We start from the raw sequence: 13,367 nt of genomic DNA, 5'->3' as shown, positions 1-13,367 counted from the left end.
CCCCCTTCCGGCCTGTCCCCGGAAGGGCGGACGCCCGGCCGGACACAGAAGCGGTCCCCGTGCCCGGCACGGGGACCGCTTCGTTCCGCCTCCCGGATCGGTTCGCCGCCGGGGCGCCGTACGCGGCGGTCGACAGCCGCGCGCCCCTTCGGCTCACCGTCCGCGCGCACGCCGTCCGCGTCAGCTCGCGGCCGGGGCCTCCCGGCGGGAGGCGCGGCCGAGGGAGGTCGGCCAGTGGGCGACCGCCGCCGTCGCGCCGTACCAGGCCGCGAGGCCCGCCACCGCGGCGACCCAGCCGCCCGCCTTCCCCAGACCGCCGTTGCCGGCCAGGGCGCCGATGCCGAGCAGCAGCAGCGCCACGCACAGCAGCCCGTACACCCCCTGCCCGAGCAGACCCGTGCCCGAGGCCGCCATCGTCAGCGTGAGCGCGAGCAGCGCCCACAGCAGCAGGAACAGCCCGGTCGCCTCGGCCGAGGCGCTGCCGCCCGCCGCGGTGCCCCAGGTGAACCAGAAGGCGCCGAGCGCCGAGAAGGCCGTGCCGTCACGGCCGTCGCCCGCCCGCAGGGCGAGCAGGCCGGCGAGGAACAGTGCCACCCCGCCGACCCAGGTGGCGAGCGCGGCGGCGTCGGACGCGGCGACGTTGTCGATCACACCGGTGCCGCCTATGCCGAAGGCCAGCAGGGTGAGTCCGAGTGCGAGTCGGCCGAGTGTGGAGGCGGTGTTTCCCGCGGCGACTTCATTGTCCACGGCGGGCTCCCTTCAGATGCGCAGTTGTGCTGCTTGGGCCACTTTGTTCCGGTGACCTTTATCTACCCTTCACAAGCGCACAATTCACCTGAGGATGGCCGAATTTCTCTGCTCATCACGGGAGTTGGGAAGAGGGCGGGGAAGCGCCGGAGGCGGGGGCGGCTACGGGATGACGATGACGGGCCGCTGCGCGCGCCGCGCGAGCCGGCCGGCGACGGAGCCGAAGATCCGTCCGACGATGCCGTGGGTGGAGCCGACCACGATCGCGTCGGCCGCGTACTCCCGGCCGACCTCCTCCAGCTCGTGGCAGATGTCGCCGCCGCGCTCGACGAGGATCCAGGGGACCTCGGCGAGATACTCCGCGCAGGCCAGCTCTAGGCCGAGCACCTCGGTGCGGTGGTCCGGCACGTCGACGAAGACCGGGGGCTCGCAACCGGCCCAGACCGTGGTCGGCAGCCGGTTGGCCACGTGCACGATGATCAGGCCGGAGCCGGAACGGCAGGCCATGCCGATGGCGTACGCCAAGGCTCGCTCGCTGGAGGTCGAGCCGTCGAAACCGACGACCACTCCGTGCCGGAAAGCCGGATCACAGGAGTGACGTGGTTGTTCCACCGCCAGGGGGTCGACCGTGGAATCGGCGACGCGCTTGCGGTCCGCGGGTTCGGGGATTTCGTGACCGGCCATCGGTGTCTCGACGAAGAAGATCCTTCTGGGAAGGGACAGAACGGCTGCTGGCGGCGGAGCTGTGTCCGGGAATCATCTTCCCTGGCCCATACCCCCAAGGGTACGGCGACACTCCTCTCCTGCCCAGAGCCCGCCGAGCGGCGTGCGGCGAACGCACGGCGTCCCAGGGAGCATGCCCGAGCCTGCCCCTCTCTGGCAATGCCCGTTGTGTCCTACAGGTGTCCCCGCGGGGGGCCGGTGGGCGTACGGGGGCCAAACGGACGCGCCGCGCAGTGACCGGAACGTTGTACTCCTCGTTGCCACTGGTCCAGCCCACCGTCGCAGGGAGACCGCCCGTGCCCGCACCATCGGCCGCCGCCGCCCAGACCTCCGCCCCCGTCCCGCCGCGCGGCCGCCGCCGCGCCGGGAGCCGGCCGTCGGCACCGACCCCCACGGCGACGGTGACGGTGACGGCTCCCGGCGGAAGCGTGAGCGGTACGGAGGGGGCGGCCGGACGGGCGGGCGGTGCCGGGGAGGGCGTCGGGGCGGGCGGCGGGCCCGGGGAATCGGCGGGCGACGTCGTCCGCTGGGCCGCCTTCTGCTGTGTGCTCGTCCCGGTCGTCCTCGTCGTCTACGGCACCTCCCTCGGCGGGGCCGCCGGAGCCGCCCTCGGCCTCGTCGCGGTGACGGCGGTCTGCCGGGTCCTGCTGCGCCGCTCCGAGCACGGACTGCGGACCGAGGCCGCCGGGAACCACGCCTGGTGCCCGCCCGGGGGCCGCCACCACCGTCAGGACTGACCCGACCTGACATACCCCCCGTAGAGCTGACAGGTTCGCACACCCACACCCGTATGATTTCAGCCAACTTCCCGATGTCGGCGAGTCCTTGCCCGAAGGGCCCCTCAACCCCGGTTCCACCAGGGCTGAAAGCCTCGCGACGAGCCCTCGCACCCTACGGGGACGGGCCATGCACGGACGGCGCACTTCCCTGCGCGGCCCGCGAGTGGAACGCTTCCTGATCGAATGCTTCGCGCCAAGTTGCCTTGTCGACAATGTGCCGGATGGAGAACTTGTCACGCCGGCGGCACGGAACGCAGTAGATTCGATCATGGGTATCGAAGACTGGGGTCTCGTGCAAAACCGAGGGGAAACGTGCAGGAGCGACAGGACCAGGGAGACGCGAACACCGAGGGGGGCTTAGCGTCATGAGCCAGGACTCCGCCGCACCGGAGGCCGCACGGAAGCTTTCCGGGCGCCGCCGTCGCGAAGTCGTCGCGGTGCTGCTGTTCAGCGGTGGCCCCATCTTCGAGAGCTCCATCCCGCTCTCCGTGTTCGGGATCGACCGGCAGGACGCCGGGGTGCCCCGCTACCGGCTGCTCGTCTGCGCCGGCGAAGAGGGCCCGCTGCGGACCACGGGCGGCCTCGAACTGACCGCGCCGTACGGCCTGGACGCGATCAGCCGGGCCGGCACCGTCGTCGTACCGGCTTGGCGGTCGATCACCTCGCCGCCACCGCCGGAAGCGCTCGAAGCGCTGCGCCGGGCACACGAGGAAGGCGCCAGGATCGTCGGGCTGTGCACGGGGGCGTTCGTCCTCGCCGCCGCCGGCCTCCTCGACGGCCGGCCCGCGACCACACACTGGATGTACGCGCCGACGCTCGCCAAGCGCTACCCCTCGGTCCACGTGGACCCGCGGGAGCTCTTCGTCGACGACGGGGACGTACTCACCTCGGCGGGCACCGCCGCCGGGATCGACCTCTGTCTGCACATCGTGCGGACCGACCACGGCGCGGAAGCCGCCGGCGCCCTGGCGCGCCGGCTGGTCGTCCCGCCGCGGCGCAGCGGCGGTCAGGAGCGCTATCTCGACAGGTCTTTACCCGAGGAGATCGGCGCCGACCCGCTCGCGGAGGTCGTCGCCTGGGCGCTGGAGCACCTCCACGAACAGTTCGACGTGGAGACGCTCGCCGCCCGCGCGTACATGTCGCGGCGCACCTTCGACCGCCGGTTCCGCTCGCTGACGGGCTCCGCGCCGCTGCAGTGGCTGATCACCCAGCGGGTACTGCAGGCGCAGCGGCTCCTGGAGACCTCCGACTACTCCGTCGACGAGGTCGCCGGCAGGTGCGGCTTCCGGTCCCCGGTGGCGCTGCGCGGCCACTTCCGGCGCCAGCTCGGCTCCTCGCCGGCCGCCTACCGCGCCGCCTACCGGGCCCGCCGCCCGCAGGGCGAGACGACGACGGCCGTCATGGACCCGGTCGTGCCCCCACAGGTCGCCTCCGCGATGCGGCGCCCCGGGAGCCCGCTGGACCAGGGCAAACCGCACCTCGACGCGTACGCCTCCGGCCGGGCGGCGCTGCCGGGCCAGCGGAGCGCCCCGTAGACCGCGCGCCACAAGCCGCGCACCGCAAGACGACGGGCGCCCGGGGACACCCCCCTGGGCGCCCGTCGGCGTCCCCGGAGCCCACGAGCCGGGTCCGATCACCGGCCGAAGCCATAAGGTAGGACGCATGAACGATCGCATGGTGTGGATCGACTGCGAGATGACCGGGCTCTCGCTGACGGACGACGCACTCATCGAGGTGGCCGCGCTGGTCACCGACTCGGAACTGAACGTACTCGGCGAAGGGGTGGACATCGTGATCCGCCCGCCGGAGGCGGCGCTGGAGACCATGCCCGACATCGTGCGGCGGATGCACACCGCCTCCGGTCTCCTCGACGCCCTCCCCGACGGCACCACCCTCGCCGACGCCGAGGCGCAGGTCCTCGCCTACGTCCGCGAACACGTCAAGGAGCCGCTCAAGGCCCCCCTCTGCGGAAACTCGGTCTCCACCGACCGCGGCTTCCTCTCGCGGGACATGCCCGCCCTGGAGAGCCACCTCCACTACCGGATCGTCGACGTGTCCTCGATCAAGGAACTGGCCCGCCGCTGGTACCCGAGGGCGTACTTCAACAGTCCGGAGAAGAGCGGCAACCACCGCGCCCTCGCCGACATCCGCGAATCCATCGCCGAGCTGCGCTACTACCGCGAAGCGGTCTTCGTCCCCCAGCCCGGCCCCGACTCGGACACGGCCAAGCAGATCGCCGCACGCCACGTCCTCCCCGCGGAATGAGCCCCCGCTCGCGCCCGCCGGCAATGCGGGCGCGAGCACTCGCCCGGACCCTGTAGACTTCTTCTCGGCCGGTCGGGGAAACCTTCGGGAAAACCGCCGGTCATGGTGGGTATAGCTCAGCTGGTAGAGCACCTGGTTGTGGTCCAGGATGTCGCGGGTTCGAGTCCCGTTACTCACCCTGATGGACGAAGGGCTGACCTGTGAAGACAGGTCAGCCCTTCGTCATGTCTCGCCTTGTCTCGCCATGGGCGGATTCTCGGGAACCCAACGACACCCGGGCGGGAGCCCCCGGGAGGCGTCTTGTGGCGGGAGGTTACCGGCGTGCGCCCGGCAGCCGCCCCGCCCGCGCCGGGCCGCGTCCCGGTGGCGGCAAGACACTTTCGGGTTCATATCCAGCGGATCCCCCACCACGCCTCAGCCGTGCGCGGTACGTTCACGCCTCCTCCACACCAGAACCACCAGCGAGGGGACACCTTGAGCCAGCAATACCCTGGGCCACAGCAGCAGCCGCACCCGCCTCACCAGCCCGGCCAGGCCCCCTCATGGGGCCAGTCGCAGCAGCCCGGACCGTACGGCCCTCCGCCGCCGAAGAAGGGCCTGTCGACCGGCGCGATCATCGGCCTCAGCATCGGCGGCGTGTTCGTCTTCCTGATCGCACTCGGCGCGCTCGCAGGAGGCGGCGACGACACCACCGACAGCAAGGCCGCCGCCCCGGCGAAGAGCAGCGCGCCGGCGGCCCCGCCTGCGGCGAAGGAGAGCAAGGCACCCGCGGCCGAGGAGCCGGCCGATAAGGCGCCGGTCACGGTGACGGCGAAGAAGACCGCGTTCAAGCCGAGCGTGCTGCACGGCGGCGGGTCGTACACCAGCGTCGAGGTGACGATCACGAACGACAGCGACAAGAAGATCGACGTCAATCCGCTGTACTTCACGATCACCGACGCCGACGGCTCCAAGCACCAGGCCGAACTCGGCATGGACGAGGACCAGATCGCCACGATGGACCTGGAGCCCGGCGAGAAGGTCACCGGCACCGTGACCGGTGAAGGCAAGTTCGCGGCGAAGTACGTGACGTACACCGACGGCCTGTTCGGCAAGGGCGTGCGCGGCAACGTGTCGTGACCCGCGGAAGGTCCGTCGCGCCCCCTCCGCGACGGACCTGAGCACGCGGCTCGCGCGGGCCCCGGGGCGCAGGGCTGACGAAGGGCGCGCGCCCCGGGCGGCGGAGGGGTGGGTGGGGGCCGGCCGGGGCGCGCGCGTGTGGGGGGTTACCGGTAGGCGGCGAACGCCTTGGTGAAGGCCAGCGGCTGCTGGAGGATCGACGAGCAGGTCGCGTCGGCGTGGTTCACGGCGCCGGCCGCGCACTGCTTGTCGCGGGTCGAGGACCACATCGACAGCCAGCCGAGGCCCTTGGACCGGGCGAAGTCGACCAGCTGGGTGGCGTCATCGACCCGGAAGACCTCGGTGGTGACGTCGTTGACGCCGATCATCGGGGTGACCGCGACGGCCTTCCAGGCGGCCGCGTCCGACAGACCGAGAACGCCCTTGACCTGGGCCTGGGTGGCGGTCGCGGCCTGGATGGCGTAGTCGCCCATGTCGCCGCTGTAGGCCGGGCCGTAGTCCATCGCCATGATGTTGACGGCGTCGACGCGGACCCCGTTCCTCTTCGCGTCGGCGAGCAGGTCCACGCCCGGCTGGGTCAGGCCCTCGGGCATGACGGGGAGGGTGAAGGAGACGTTCAGGCCGGGGTGGAACTTCTGGAGCTGCGCGACGGCTTGGGCGCGGCGGGTGTTGGCGGCGGTGTCCGGCAGGGCCGCGCCCTCGATGTCGAAGTCGACCTTGGTGAGCGCGTACTGGTCGACGACCTTGCCGTACGCGGCGGCGAGGGCGGCGGAGGTCGGGCAGTTCAGGGCCAGTTCGTGGCCGGCGGCGCCGCCGAAGGAGACCCGGACGTCGCCGCCCTTGGCGCGCAGGGCGCCGATCTGGGAGGCGACCCTGTCGTCGGCGAGGCCGGTCACCCCGCCCCACAGCGGCGCGCAGGACCCGCCGGAGGTGATGAAGGCGAGGTTGAACTCCTTCACCCCGGTGGCGTCGGCGGTCGCCAGGAGGTCGTACGCGGGGTAGAGGGAGGTGTCGACGTACGGGGCGTACCGGGCGGCCGCGGACGGGGCCCCGGGGCCGGTCGGCGCGGTGGCGGTGGCCGTGGGCTTCGGGGACGCCGTCGCGGTGGGCGGCACGCTCGGGGTCGCCGGGGTGCTCGGGGTCGCGGAGGCCGTCGGGGCGGCGGTGGCCGTGGGCTGCCCGGTGGGGCGGCCGCTGGGCGTCGGGGTGACGCCGCCGACCGAGCAGGTCGCCTGGTCGATCAGGCAGTTCGCGGGGTCCCCCGCCTCGCCGGAGGCCGAGGTGACGAAGCCGACGGTGACGGACTGGCCGGGGGCGAGCCGCTGGTTCCAGCTCGCGGGCTTCACGGTGACGTGGCGGCCCGTGACGGTGTGTTCGCCGTTCCACAGAGACCCGATGGTGGTCCCCGCGGGCAGGTCGAACTCCAGCGTCCAGCCCCCCGACCGGACGCTGGAGGTCTCGTTGGTGATGACGTACTGGCCGGTGTAGCCGCCGTTCCAGGAGCTCGTCCTGGTGTAGGCGGCGCCGACGGCCGCGGCCTGCGCGGTGCCGGTGAACGCGAAGGCCGCGCCGCCGATCACCGCCGCCGTGACGACCGCGCCGACCGCCTTGGTCCTGCCGGTCGTCCTGCGCCGGTGCGTGCTGGTGCCCATCGCGTGCCTGCCTCTGTGTGCCGGGGGTGGAGGTGGGTGCGGGCAGCACGCTAGCGAGGGGGAAACGGACAAATGCGTACGGGACGAGGCTGGTTGAGGATCCTTAGGCTCCGCTTAAGGAAGCCATCGGGAGGAGGAAAGGTTCGGGCCTTCGGCGGGCGGGGCCCGGGACCCCAGTGCCCCCGGGGCCCCCGACCGCCGGGCCCCTGGGGCGGGAGCCCCCGGCCGGAGGCCAGGTCCCGGCCCGGCGCGGGCGCTCCTCCCGTGCGGTCAGGCTCCCGGCGCCCGGCGGGGGGAGCCGGCGGGCCGTTTGCGGCGCCCCACGCGGTGGCCGCGCCGGCCTCCCGTACCGCCCGAGCGGCGGCCGTCGAGGCCGATCCAGACGCGGACCTCGGTGCCGCCGAGGACCGAGTGCCCGATGCGAACGTCCCCGCCCGTGGACTCGGCCATCCGCCGCACGATGTCCAGACCGAGGCCGGTGGAGCCGTCGCGCCGGCCGCTGTTGCCCCGGGCCAGCGCCGCGGCCGGGTCGGCGATGCCCGGCCCGGCGTCGGAGACCAGGACGATCACGGCGTCGTCGCCGTTGTGGAGGTCGACGGAGAAGGCCGTGCCCTCGCGGGTGTGCCGGAAGACGTTCCCGAGCAACGCGTCGAGCGCGGCGACCAGTTCGGGCCGGGCCACCGGAATCCGTACCGGCCGGTCGATGCCCGCGACCCGCACCTTGCGGTCCTCGTCCTCGGCGAGCGCGGACCAGAACTCCATCCGCTCCCGGACGACCTCGGACGCGTCACAGCCCGCGCCGGGCCCGGTGGCCTGCGTCTGCGGCTTGGCGTCGCGCGCCGTGCGGATGATGGTGTCGACCTCGCGCTCCAGCTGCGCCACGGCCGCCCGGGTCTGGTCGGCGGCCGGACCGGAGCCCAGCGAGGCCGCGTTGAGCCGCAGCACGGTCAGCGGGGTGCGCAGCCGGTGGGACAGGTCGGCGGCCAGTTCCCGCTCGTTGGCGAGGAGCCGGACGACCTGGTCGGCCATGGAGTTGAAGGCGATCGCCGCCGACTTCAGCTCCGGCGGCCCCTCCTCGGGGACGCGTGCGCCGAGCCTGCCCTCGCCCAGGTCGTGGGCGGCGCCCGCGAGACGCTGCGCGGGCCGGACCATCCGTACGCCGAGCCGGTCGGCGACGGCGACCGAGCCGACGATCAGGGCGATGCCGACCCCGGCCAGGACGAGCCAGGCGGTGGCGACGCCGTTGCTGGCCTCGCCTTCGGGGACGAAGAGTTCGACGACCGCGACCTGGCCGGAGCCGAGGGCGGTGGGCTGGAGCAGCACGGAGCCGCCGTCGACCTCGGCGATGGTGGCCCGGCCCAGCTCGCGGGTGGTCCGCAGGTCGTCCTCGCCGGCGCGGCGGGTGCCGATCTCCAGGGCCTTGCCGCCCGGCTCGTCCGCGGCCGGGACGTGCACGGCCATGCGCCCCGCCGCTCCGTCCTCGGTGGTGGCGACGGCGCGGTCGAGCTGCTCGCGGTCGGTGGTGATGGCGAGGACGGGCGCGAGGCCGGCGGCGCGCCGCTCGGCGTTGGAGAAGGCGCGGTCGCTGGCCATCTCCTTGACGACCAGGCCGAGCGGTACGGCGAAGGCGACGACGACCATGGCGGTGACGGCCAGCGACACCTTGACGAGGGCCCATCTCACGGCCGGGTCTCCCGGGGCGGCTCCAGCTTCACGCCCACCCCGCGCAGGGTGTGCAGATAGCGGGGACGGGCGGCCGTCTCGCCCAACTTCCGGCGCAGCCATGACAAATGTACGTCGATGGTCTGATCGTCCCCGTAGGACTGCTGCCACACCTCGGCGAGCAGCTCCTTGCGGGCGACGACGACTCCGGGCCGCCCGGCGAGGAAGGCGAGCAGGTCGAACTCGCGCCGGGTCAGGTCGAGCGGAGCCCCGTCGAGTTCCGCCTGGCGGCGCAGCGGGTCGATCGAGAGGCCGCCGACCTGGATCACCCGGGGCGGCGGCGCCTCGCCGGCCGCGGCCCGCGAGCGGCGCAGCACGGCGGCCATGCGGGCGGAGAGGTGTTCCACGGAGAAGGGCTTGGTGAGGTAGTCGTCCGCCCCGTCGTTGAGGAGGCGGACGATCTCCGCCTCGTCGTCCCGGGCCGTCGCGATGATGACGGGGACGTCGGTGATGCCGCGCAGCATCTTCAGCGCCTCGGACCCGTCCAGATCGGGCAGTCCGAGGTCGAGGATGACGACGTCGAAACGGAGATGGGCGACCTCGCGCAGCGCCTCCAGGGCCGTGCCGACGCTCCGTACGGTGTGGGAGGCGTCGGTCAGGTGCCGGATGAGGGCGGAGCGCACGAACTGGTCGTCCTCGACCACGAGCACACTTGCCATGGGCGGCACCGTACGCCATGTGGGGGAACGTGGACCAAGCTCCACCCTGCGGGACGCAGGTGCGGGTGGTGGTGCAGTATGGCCCGGATGCGTAGAGGACTCGTACACGCCCTGGCGTGGTCGCTCGCCACCGGCGCGGCGGTCACCCTCTCCTGGTGGGGGGTGCACACGGTGCTGGCCGGGACGGTCTACGACCCGCCGCGCGCGCTGCCCATCCCGGCCGGCGCCACCGGGGCCGCGGCGTCCGGGACCGCCTCCCCTTCGGCCTCCCCGAGCGAGCGGCCGAGCCCGTCGGCCACGCCCTCCGCGACGCCGTCGGCGCCGCGGAAGACGGGCGGCTCCCCCTCGGCATCCTCGGCGTCCGGCCCGTCGGACCGGCCCACGGCCTCGCCGCCGCCGGACGGCGGGGGGCGGGTGAAGGGCTACACCGTGGACGGCGGCCGGGTCGTGTTCGAGCTCGGCGCGACGTCGGCGGAGCTGGTCTCGGCGACACCGTCGTCGGGGTGGCAGATGCAGGTGTGGAAGCAGCCGACGTGGATCCGGGTCACCTTCACCCGGGACGGCCGCGAGCTGTCGGTGTTCTGCGTCTGGCACGACACGGCGCCGCGGGTGGAGATCGACGACCGGTAGGGGCGGCGTCCGGTCGGGGCACGGCGGTGTCCGGCGGGCTCAGCGGAAGGCGGCGGCCGGGGGTACGGGTGAGGGTTTGGCGCCGGCGTCGGTGACCGGGGTCGCTCCGCCGGTGAAGTCGGCGAGGGCCCTGCCGTGTTCGACCCTGCCGGGGTGCGGGTCGGTCGCCACCCGGCGGGTCAGCTCGGCCACCGGCAGCTCCCGGTCGGAGGCGAGGAGGACGGCGTTGCCGAAGCGGCGGCCGCGCAGCACGGTCGGGTCGGCGGCGAGCGCCAGCTCGGGGAAGACGGTGGCGGCGGTGGCGATCTGGCCGCGCAGATGGGTCAGCGGCGGGCCGTCGGCGAGGTTGGCGGCGTAGAAGCCGCCGGGCTTGAGGGCCCTGCGGACCTCGGCGAGGAACTCAATGCTGGTGAGGTGCGCGGGGGTACGGGCGCCGCTGAAGACGTCGGCGATGATCAGGTCGGCCCAGCCGTCCTGGACCTTGGCGAGTCCGGCGCGGGCGTCGGTGGAGCGGACCCGGATGCGGGCGCCGGTGTCGAGGGGCAGTTCACGGCGGACCAGTTGGACGAGGGGGCCGTCGAGTTCCACGATCTGCTGGGTGGAGCGGGGCCGGGTGGCGGCGATGTAGCGGGCGAGCGTGAAGGCGCCGCCGCCGAGGTGCACGGCCTGGACGGGCCGGTTCGGCGGGGCGGCGAGGTCGGCGATGTGGCCGAGGCGCCGCTGGTACTCGAAGGAGAGGTGGGCCGGGTCGTCGAGGTCGACGTGCGACTGGGGGGCGCCGTCGATGAGCAGGGTCCACCCACGGGGTCGTTCCCGGTCGGGTATGAGTTCGGCGAGGCCGCCGTCGACGGTCTCGACGACGGCGGCGGCGGTCGCCGCCCGTTCGCGCTGCTTGTTCCTGGCCACGGAACCCATTATCCCGGTAGCGGTCGGGGAGGCTCGATGGCCGCCCGGCGGGCCGTACGGGGTGGGTCGGCGGGGCGACCGCGAAGGCTCGGCGGTGTCGGGGAGGTTCAGTGGCAGCCGTCGGCGGCGGCGATCAGGCGGGCCGCCTGGCCGAGCGCCTCGCGGAGCACCGCCGGGTCGGTGACCTGGCCGCCGTCGTCGGGCGGCAGCAGCCAGTCGGCGGGGCGGGCCGCGCCGCCGTCGGCCGGATCGGGCAGCTCCGGCAGCTCGGGGATGCGCAGGCCGCGGCCGGAGGTCTGCGTACAGGCGCTGCCCGGCATGTCCCAGCCTTCGGCCGTGCCGGGCGGGACCAGGAAGCCGAGGGTGTGGCAGGCGCCGTCGTGCAGGACCGGGCCGACGACGGGGGCGCCGCCGCGGCGCAGGATGTCGACGGCCTCCAGGCCTTGCCGGACGGGCACGGTCACCAGGTCGCAGGGCTCGCCGTGCGGGGCGCCGGCGTCCGGGGCGGGCAGCTGCCGCGCGGTCGACTGCGATCCGATCTCCACCATGGGGACCCCTCCTCGCTCTGAGAAGACACGTTCCGTCTCTCCGCATGGTTCAACGCTCGCGCGCGTCAACGGCTACGGCGGCACGCCGCCGCAAAGGATGGCAGTTCATGGCAGATCGCGAACGAGATATCCGATTTGTGGCCAAACTCTGTGTGCCCGGCTGGTCACAGCAGGTACGTTCATGCCCGCCGGAACACCGGTAGCACCAGGAGAGGGCTCGGCCATGGCGATGTCACGGGCAGTTCCCAATCTCGCCTTCCGCAGGCTCCGCGGACAGCTCTCGCCGGCGGAGTTCGCCGCGGCGGTCCGCCGGGCCGCGCGGGAGATCGGCGAGCAGGTGGCCTGCGACCCCCGCTACATCGGACGCGTGGAGGCGGGCGAGATCCGCTGCCCCAACTACGCGTACGAACGGGTGTTCCTGCACATGTTCCCCGGTCTGAGCCTGGCGGACCTGGGCTTCTCGGCGCGGGAGGCGGTACGCGGCCGACGGTCCGCCGTCCCGGCCGGGCCGCCGCCTCCGCCCGCCATCACGACCCGGAACGATGAGGAGAGCGACGTGCTGCGTCGCGCATTCATGACGAGCGGCACCGCCACCGTGGCGGCCGCCTCGCTGGGACTCGCCGGCTCCGCCGCCGCGATCCCCGCCCCGCGCGGTACCCACCGGATCGGCGAGGCCGAGGTGCGGGCCGTCGAGGACGCCGTACGGCAGATCCGACTGCTCGACGACCGGCACGGCGCCGAGGGGCTCTACCAGGCGGCCGCCCAGCCGCTGCGGACGGCGTACGCCCTGCTCGACGCGGGCACCGCGGCCCGCCGTTCCACCGAGGACCGGCTGCACGCGGGGGCGGGCGAGCTGGCGATCTCGGTCGGCTGGCTGGCCCACGACTCGGGCCGGCTGGACGACGCCCGCTCGTACTACGCCGAGGCCCTCGCCACCGCGCGCGTGGCGGGCGATCCGGCGCTGGAGGCGCACGCGTTCTGCAACACGTCGTTCCTGGCCAGGGACGCCGGGCGGTACCGGGAGGCGGTGCGGGCCGCCCAGGCGGGGCTGCGGGCGGCGCGGCCGCTCTCCTCGGCCAGGCTGCTGTCGCTGCTCACCCTGCGGGAGGCCGGGGCCTGGGCGGGGCTCGGCGACCGGACCGCCTGCGAGCAGGCCCTCGGCCGCGCGCACGCCCTCTTCGCGCGCGGCCCCGGGGACGGCGACCCCGAGTGGATGTCGTTCTTCGGGGAGCCGGAGCTGGAGGCGCTGGAGGCGCAGTGCTGGTCAGCGCTGGGCGAGTGGGGCCGCGCGGCGCGCCACGCGCACCGGGCGACGGTGCTGCAGAACCCGCACTTCGCCCGCAACCTCGCGCTCTACCGCGCCCAGTTGGCGAGCGACCTCGCCCATGCGGGCCGCCCGGACGAGGCGGCGGCGGAGGCGCGGCGCGTGGTGGACGCGCTGGGCGACGTCCAGTCCTCCCGCATCCGCCGCATGCTGGCGACGACCCAGCAGCTCCTCGCCACGGCCCGCTGAGGGGGGCGCCTCCGGGGCGGGGGCCGGGAGGCGGCGATCGGCCGGCTTCGGCCACCTGGCGCACGCCGTGCGGGGCGACCGTGCTCGGGGGCCGGGCCCTGGGC

Annotated in this window: 13 protein-coding genes and 1 tRNA gene; 7 read left to right on the top strand and 7 right to left on the bottom strand. The window is 73.9% G+C overall.

Going from position 1 to position 13,367, the window contains the following annotated elements:
- Positions 1–180: 180 nt before the first annotated feature.
- Positions 181–747: a GPR1/FUN34/YaaH family transporter gene (locus ACZ6RC_RS00840; protein WP_391143038.1), complete on the bottom strand. Its 567-nt coding sequence runs from the start codon at positions 745–747 to the stop codon at positions 181–183.
- Between the two features lie 162 nt (positions 748–909).
- Positions 910–1,431 carry a universal stress protein gene (locus ACZ6RC_RS00835; protein ID WP_391143041.1) on the bottom strand — a complete coding sequence of 174 codons (522 nt, stop codon included), beginning with the start codon at positions 1,429–1,431 and terminating at the stop codon, positions 910–912.
- Positions 1,432–1,766: 335 nt separating this feature from the next.
- Between ACZ6RC_RS00835 and ACZ6RC_RS00830 the strand changes: the two genes are divergently transcribed.
- The 5 genes from ACZ6RC_RS00830 (at position 1,767) to ACZ6RC_RS00810 (ending at position 5,633) form a co-directional block, all read left to right on the top strand.
- A complete protein-coding gene (locus ACZ6RC_RS00830; RefSeq protein WP_469578439.1) occupies positions 1,767–2,207 on the top strand; it encodes a hypothetical protein in 441 nt (146 codons plus the stop codon).
- Positions 2,208–2,614: 407 nt separating this feature from the next.
- Entirely contained in the window at positions 2,615–3,784 is a 1,170-nt protein-coding gene (locus ACZ6RC_RS00825; RefSeq protein WP_469578437.1) for a helix-turn-helix domain-containing protein, read from the top strand.
- 127 nt (positions 3,785–3,911) lie between these two features.
- A complete protein-coding gene (gene orn / locus ACZ6RC_RS00820) occupies positions 3,912–4,514 on the top strand; it encodes an oligoribonuclease (RefSeq protein WP_391143049.1) in 603 nt (200 codons plus the stop codon).
- Between the two features lie 105 nt (positions 4,515–4,619).
- Positions 4,620–4,692: transfer RNA gene (locus ACZ6RC_RS00815), tRNA-His, on the top strand.
- A gap of 296 nt (positions 4,693–4,988) precedes the next feature.
- Positions 4,989–5,633 (top strand): DUF4352 domain-containing protein, encoded by a 645-nt coding sequence (locus tag ACZ6RC_RS00810; protein WP_469578435.1) that lies wholly within the window; start codon positions 4,989–4,991, stop codon positions 5,631–5,633.
- A 146-nt stretch (positions 5,634–5,779) separates the two neighbouring features.
- Here the strand turns inward: ACZ6RC_RS00810 and ACZ6RC_RS00805 are convergent, their stop codons facing one another.
- From ACZ6RC_RS00805 to ACZ6RC_RS00795, 3 genes are all read right to left on the bottom strand, one after another.
- Entirely contained in the window at positions 5,780–7,285 is a 1,506-nt protein-coding gene (locus ACZ6RC_RS00805) for a glycoside hydrolase family 18 protein (protein ID WP_469578433.1), read from the bottom strand.
- Positions 7,286–7,555: 270 nt separating this feature from the next.
- Positions 7,556–8,968: a sensor histidine kinase gene (locus ACZ6RC_RS00800; RefSeq protein WP_391143057.1), complete on the bottom strand. Its 1,413-nt coding sequence runs from the start codon at positions 8,966–8,968 to the stop codon at positions 7,556–7,558.
- Positions 8,965–9,666 (bottom strand): response regulator transcription factor, encoded by a 702-nt coding sequence (locus tag ACZ6RC_RS00795; protein ID WP_453614240.1) that lies wholly within the window; start codon positions 9,664–9,666, stop codon positions 8,965–8,967. Before ACZ6RC_RS00795 ends, ACZ6RC_RS00800 begins: the two co-directional genes overlap by 4 nt.
- A gap of 78 nt (positions 9,667–9,744) precedes the next feature.
- On the opposite strand from ACZ6RC_RS00795, the gene ACZ6RC_RS00790 reads away from it, so the two are divergent.
- On the top strand, positions 9,745–10,296 hold the full coding sequence (locus ACZ6RC_RS00790; protein WP_469578430.1) for a hypothetical protein: 552 nt from the start codon (positions 9,745–9,747) through the stop codon (positions 10,294–10,296).
- Between the two features lie 39 nt (positions 10,297–10,335).
- Here ACZ6RC_RS00790 and ACZ6RC_RS00785 read toward each other — a convergent pair whose 3' ends face one another.
- Positions 10,336–11,211 carry a spermidine synthase gene (locus tag ACZ6RC_RS00785; protein WP_469578428.1) on the bottom strand — a complete coding sequence of 292 codons (876 nt, stop codon included), beginning with the start codon at positions 11,209–11,211 and terminating at the stop codon, positions 10,336–10,338.
- A gap of 98 nt (positions 11,212–11,309) precedes the next feature.
- On the bottom strand, positions 11,310–11,750 hold the full coding sequence (locus ACZ6RC_RS00780) for a hypothetical protein (protein ID WP_391143068.1): 441 nt from the start codon (positions 11,748–11,750) through the stop codon (positions 11,310–11,312).
- Between the two features lie 223 nt (positions 11,751–11,973).
- Here ACZ6RC_RS00780 and ACZ6RC_RS00775 point away from each other — a divergent pair, with 223 nt between their 5' ends.
- Positions 11,974–13,263 (top strand): tetratricopeptide repeat protein, encoded by a 1,290-nt coding sequence (locus ACZ6RC_RS00775; protein ID WP_469578426.1) that lies wholly within the window; start codon positions 11,974–11,976, stop codon positions 13,261–13,263.
- Positions 13,264–13,367: the final 104 nt, after the last annotated feature.

It is taken from the genome of Streptomyces sp. NPDC048353, assembly GCF_055587165.1.
The sequence above is the reverse complement of the archived record's forward strand: the minus strand, read 5'-3'. Positions and strand labels throughout refer to the sequence as shown.

Bases quoted from the DNA above. Each gene is read 5' to 3' on its own strand.
- ACZ6RC_RS00835 (WP_391143041.1), bottom strand. From the start codon at position 1,431: ATGGCCGGTCACGAAATCCCCGAACCCGCGGACCGCAAGCGCGTCGCC.
- ACZ6RC_RS00825 (WP_469578437.1), top strand. From the start codon at position 2,615: ATGAGCCAGGACTCCGCCGCACCGGAGGCCGCACGGAAGCTTTCCGGG.
- orn (WP_391143049.1), top strand. From the start codon at position 3,912: ATGAACGATCGCATGGTGTGGATCGACTGCGAGATGACCGGGCTCTCG.
- ACZ6RC_RS00805 (WP_469578433.1), bottom strand. From the start codon at position 7,285: ATGGGCACCAGCACGCACCGGCGCAGGACGACCGGCAGGACCAAGGCG.
- ACZ6RC_RS00795 (WP_453614240.1), bottom strand. From the start codon at position 9,666: ATGGCAAGTGTGCTCGTGGTCGAGGACGACCAGTTCGTGCGCTCCGCC.
- ACZ6RC_RS00790 (WP_469578430.1), top strand. From the start codon at position 9,745: ATGGCCCGGATGCGTAGAGGACTCGTACACGCCCTGGCGTGGTCGCTC.
- ACZ6RC_RS00785 (WP_469578428.1), bottom strand. From the start codon at position 11,211: ATGGGTTCCGTGGCCAGGAACAAGCAGCGCGAACGGGCGGCGACCGCC.
- ACZ6RC_RS00780 (WP_391143068.1), bottom strand. From the start codon at position 11,750: ATGGTGGAGATCGGATCGCAGTCGACCGCGCGGCAGCTGCCCGCCCCG.
- ACZ6RC_RS00775 (WP_469578426.1), top strand. From the start codon at position 11,974: ATGGCGATGTCACGGGCAGTTCCCAATCTCGCCTTCCGCAGGCTCCGC.